The following is a 5,062-nucleotide window of genomic DNA, read 5'->3' on the forward strand; positions in this document are numbered from 1 at the left end:
CGCCATACCCGAGAACGACAGGCAGGCCGCCGACATGCTCGGCGAGCTGTTCGCAAGCGACGGCGAGAAGGAAGAACGGCCGCGCTTGCGGATGGTGAAGACGGCCTAACCGTGCGCCTTGTCACACGATTGTCACATTCGAGGTTTTGAAAGGAGGTCAGAAAATGAAAACAGGTCAGAAGCCATAAGGCCCCTGACCTGCGGTAACGACGTGGTGGAGATGATGGGATTCGAACCCACGACCCCCACGTTGCGAACGTGATGCTCTCCCAGCTGAGCTACATCCCCACGTAAAATGCGCTTGTGCGCAAGCAAGTATTTTGCACGTTTATCGCTCGGGTGTCAACACTTAATTTCATCTTTGGGAAAATTACGTGTTCGCCTGGGCGACATCAGCAACGAAACCGCTTACAGATCGTCGTCGTCATCGTCCTCAAGGTCGTCACTCAGAAGCATCTCAAGGGCCGAAGCCGCGGCGTTCTCTTCGGTTTCATCGTCCATGAACTTGCCGAAGATGGGCTCTTTCGTTTCGGCGTCGAACAGTTCGACCATGCCGGTAAGAATGTCGACGTACTGGTACGACTGGCGAGCCTTGCGACCGCGCTTGCGGTCGACCTCGACGACGAACAGAGCGGGGTGCGCCTGCATAAGCGTGCCTTCGCATTCGACGATTTTCGAGCGACCCATATTCGCGCGAACCTTCAGGCGAGTGTTAATGCGATCCATAAGCTCAGCACGAATATCGCCGACAAGATTTGCCTGCTTTTCAAGTTCCATTCGGTGGATTCCTTTTCATATATAGTACGGCGCCGACATACAGCGCACTTATTACACGCAAGGGAGCATAATACCACGGAATGGAAGAATTCATAGAATCTGCAGGTAGATGCCTATTTATCGTTGAGATGCCGTTGCTTTTGCGCCAGGCGGCGGCACGTATCGTTTTATTCTTCGGCCTTCGCCTTCGCAAGCACGCGACCGAGCTCCACGAATTCCGACAACTCGAGCGTTTCGCCGCGTCGTTTCGCGTCGATGCCCACTTCGGCAAGAATTTCAGGAAGCTTCGCAGCAATAGCCTTGCCCTGTTCACCGCGGCTCGAGAAATAGCCCTTCATCGAGTTCGAGATAGTCTTTCGACGCGTGAAAAACGCCGCGTCGGCCGCCATGCTCGCATTTGCGATTTCCTCGGCAGACAGGCCCAAGTCGCTGCGACGGTCAAGACGAATAACCGAGCTCGTCACGCGCGGCGGCGGGAAGAAATTGCCCGGCGAAACCTGGAAACGACCCGTGGCCTTCGCGATGAGCTGCAGCTTCACCGAATACGCAGCGTAATCTTTCGTGCCCACAACGGCTTGCATGCGATCGGCCACTTCGCTTTGCACCATGACCGTGGCGCTCTGCAGGCTGGGAATTCGCTGGAAATAATCAAGCACGAGCGTCGCCGCCACGGCATAGGGCAAATTCGAAATGAACTTGTTGGGGGCCTCGCCCGCTTCAACCGCCTGCTTGCCAAATGCGGCGATCAAATCGTCGTCATTCAGACGCAAGGCGTCTTTGCCGATGAGCGTGAAGTTGTCAAAATCGTCGCACGTCTCGTCGAGCACGGCAGGCAAATCGGGGTCGCGCTCAATGGAGAGCACGTGCTTCGCGCGAGGCAAAAGCGCCACGGTCAGCGTGCCAATGCCCGGGCCCACCTCGAGCACGTTATCCTCTTCGCACACCTCGGAAAGCTTGCAAATGTTCGCGATAACGGCATCGTTCACCAAAAAGTTCTGTCCGAGCGAATGCTTCGTGGCCAAACCGTGGCGCGAAAGCACGTCACGCGTTGCCCCAACCGATGCCAAATGCGATGCGATTGCCATAGAGTTTCCTTTTCTTCGTCCCCGTTGCTCAAAAATCGGCACGTACGCCCCAGCAGTCACCGAGCCACGCGCCCTCGAGGGCCTTCAAACCTTCGAGGGGCGGGCCATTCCATGAACCATGCCCGGGCTACGAACCAAACGTTTCTTTCTGCGATTCCGCCTCTGGCTGGCCCCAACCAATGCGGTCGGCCACTTCTCCAACACGCCAACCTGCAGCCCCAAATGACGAGCGCACGCAACTTTCCAGAGCGGCAAACCCATAGGGGTCGCCTCCCGAACCAATCACGTGCAACGTAACGGGGCGCTTTGGCGCATCGGCAGCACCTGGCTGTCTATTCGGCCCACGCCTTTTCTCCCAGTATGGCTGAAGTCGGTCCAAAACGGCTTTGAACTGCGACGTCGGCCCCGAGAAATACACAGGTGCCACCACATGAACCGCCGCCGCGCCATCAAGCAGGGCATACAGCCCGTCCATGTCGTCGCGAATCACGCAATGTGTCAAATGCTCCGAGCATTGAGCACGTTGCAACACACGACGGCACCCCTCGCAGCCGACGCAACCGCCCACAACATGGTCGGCCACATTCCAACGCTCAACAGCGATGCCCTTTGCTTCGAGCTCAGCAATCAGCTGCGTTGCATAACGCGACGATACGCCGTTTTTGCGCGGCGAGCCACAGAGCACCAGCTCATAGGAATCCTGCGCGGCATTCATCGTGCATCCCTCGCCATATCGGCATGCGCACGCTGCCATTCCGTGGGCTCGCGATCCAAAAACGCCACACCCGCATCGTGCATCTGCTGCAGCAAGGCGCGGCGAGCCTCGCCCGGAGCGGCTCCCCGAACTTCGGCTATGCGCTCGGCCGTGAACACCGTGAATTCGGGCCCGCACTCAATGCCGCGAAACGGCACGGGAGCCATATAGGGCGCGTCGGTCTCGGTAAGCAGGCGATCGGCCGGGACCATCGCCGACGACGCACGCAAATCGTCGCTTCGCTGGAAGGTGATCGCGCCGCCGAATGCCACATGCGCCCCACGCTCGATCCAGCGCGCAAGCTCATCGGGGCCCACGCTGCAGCAATGCAGCAACGTGCCGGCTTCAGGCCAGCCCTCTTCTTCAAGAATACGAAATGCGTCTTCGTGTGCGTCCCTCACATGAAGCACGAGCGGCAAACCCGTAATATGGGCCAGCTGCACCTGACGACGGAATACGTTTTGTTGAACATCGCGCGGAGACAAATCGTAGTGGTAATCGAGCCCGACCTCGCCCAAGGCAGCGGTACGCGGATCGGCCAAACGCTCAAGCAAGGCCGCTTCCATAGCGGCATCCCACTGGCTCGCGACATGCGGATGAACTCCACATGCGATGCGCATACGAGGTATTGCCGGCTCGGCGCCCCAGCACAAATTGCATGCGCGCTCATCAACAGCCGCCGACTCGAGCAGCGCCGCCGCCTCGGCCGCTTGGCCCGCATGCTTCTTGCCAGCGGCATGAGCCTGCGCTTCGAGCGATTCGCGCTCGGCCGTCACATTGCGACGCGTAGCCTCGAATACCTCGGGCAACAAGCGCAATGCTTCGGCACGCCATATACCCAGGTCGCGATACGTGCGCTCGCATTCATCGCCCTCGGCCGGGTCGCACATCGCGCATACGAAATCGACGCCCACCACGGCACAACGCGCAAGCGACAACGCCGGGTGCGACAGCATGGCAAGGTGCGCATGCGTATCGGCCACGGGCGCCTCAAGGGCAGGCGCCGGCGAGCCCACATAAGCCCACCCTTTTTTGCGATGCTTGCGAAACAGCGCATCACCGAACAGCAGATACCCCGCGTCGCCATCGGGATCGATATCGAAATTCTTTTGAACCATTGCCAACATCCAAACTTCATACGCCGCAACGCCATTGAACAAGCCAATTGCAGCGTGGTATACTCCAGATGCACTGGCAAAGCCCGTTCCGGGCTAGGGAACAACGGGCGGCGCAGGTGTTTACGATTTAGTAGGGTCGGTTAGCTCCGGCCCTTCTTTTTTCTCCCCTTGTCGTCCTCGCGCGCATTTGACTTCAGTTCTCGCCAGACTTCTAAAACAAAGCCTGCTATTGTGGCGACCGCTGCCGCGGCACATAGAATTCTTTCAAACATAAGCGTTGCTCCAATCTGCGTTGAAGCGCCGCTCCGCGTCGGACTTTGCCAGCACGCAGGCATTGTAGCACGCCCGCAAAAAAAGAAAGCCTGGCCCATACAAGCTGGACCAGGCTTTTTGATGCTTTTGCTCTTCAGGTGAACGATTAGTCGTTCTTCTGCAGACGCGGGAACAGGGCGTCGCCCTTCTCAACCGGCGCGCCGCCAGCCAAGCCGCCCCATACGCAGGCTTCGGCCAGGTTGTCGCTGCCAGCCTCGGCCTCGCACGAAATGCGACGCAGCGCCTCGGCGCTCGTGGTAGGCATAAACGGCACGAGCAAGTGCGCGGAAATGCGAATGGCCTCGAGCAGGTTGTAAATCACGAACGCGAGCTGGTCGGCCTTTGCCTCGTCCTTGGCAAGCGCCCACGGCTCGGAGTCTTCGATGTAGTGGTTCGCAGCATGGATAAGCTCCATAACGGCATCTTTGCCTGCACCGTAATCGAGCACGTCCATCGCGGCGGCATAGCGATCGACCAGACCCTCGACGATTTTCGCGAGCGGGTTGTCAAACGCATCGGAGCTGGCAGGCTTTGCGGGAGCGCAGCCGTCAAAGTACTTCGCGCTCATGTTCAGCGAGCGGGAAATCAGGTTGCCCCAGCTGTTAGCCAAATCGGCGTTGTACACCTGCTCCATGCGCTCAAACGAAATAGCGCCATCGGTGCCGGGAACCACGTCGGTCATGAAGTAGTAGCGGTAGCCTTCAACACCCAGCAGGTCGATGACGTCTTGCGGGGCAATGGCGTTGCCGCGGCTCTTCGACATTTTTTCGGCCTTGCCGGTCTCGGAGTTGCGCACCGTAAGGAAGCCGTGCGCGAACACGTGCTCGGGCAGCGACTCGCCAATAGCCATGAGCATGGCCGGCCAAATGACGCAGTGGAAGCGGATGATATCCTTGCCCACAATGTGGTACTGAGCGGGCCAACGGAAGGCAAACTCTGCTTTGGAAGCATCGTCGTCAAGGCCATAACCCACAGCCGTCATGTAGTTCAGCAGCGCGTCGAACCACACATAGGTC

At 58.8% G+C, this 5,062-nt stretch carries 5 protein-coding genes and 1 tRNA gene; all 6 read right to left on the minus strand.

What is annotated here, in order from left to right; genetic code table 11:
- Positions 1-212: 212 nt before the first annotated feature.
- A tRNA-Ala gene (locus ACWI8T_RS08085) sits at positions 213-288 on the minus strand.
- 120 nt (positions 289-408) lie between these two features.
- Complete coding sequence (locus ACWI8T_RS08090; RefSeq protein ID WP_294377871.1) at positions 409-777, minus strand: Veg family protein; 369 nt, start codon at positions 775-777, stop codon at positions 409-411.
- 167 nt (positions 778-944) lie between these two features.
- On the minus strand, positions 945-1,862 hold the full coding sequence (gene rsmA / locus ACWI8T_RS08095) for a 16S rRNA (adenine(1518)-N(6)/adenine(1519)-N(6))-dimethyltransferase RsmA (RefSeq protein ID WP_449138572.1): 918 nt from the start codon (positions 1,860-1,862) through the stop codon (positions 945-947).
- A gap of 127 nt (positions 1,863-1,989) precedes the next feature.
- Positions 1,990-2,577, minus strand: coding sequence for a flavodoxin family protein (locus ACWI8T_RS08100; protein WP_449138573.1), 588 nt, complete (start codon positions 2,575-2,577; stop codon positions 1,990-1,992).
- Positions 2,574-3,734, minus strand: coding sequence for a TatD family hydrolase (locus ACWI8T_RS08105; RefSeq protein ID WP_449138574.1), 1,161 nt, complete (start codon positions 3,732-3,734; stop codon positions 2,574-2,576). The genes ACWI8T_RS08100 and ACWI8T_RS08105 overlap by 4 nt, the downstream gene beginning before the upstream one ends.
- Positions 3,735-4,152: 418 nt before the next feature.
- Positions 4,153-5,062, minus strand: a 910-nt coding sequence (locus tag ACWI8T_RS08110) for a class I tRNA ligase family protein (RefSeq protein ID WP_449138575.1), incomplete at its 5' end; no start/stop codon positions are given.

The organism is Slackia sp., from assembly GCF_977041755.1.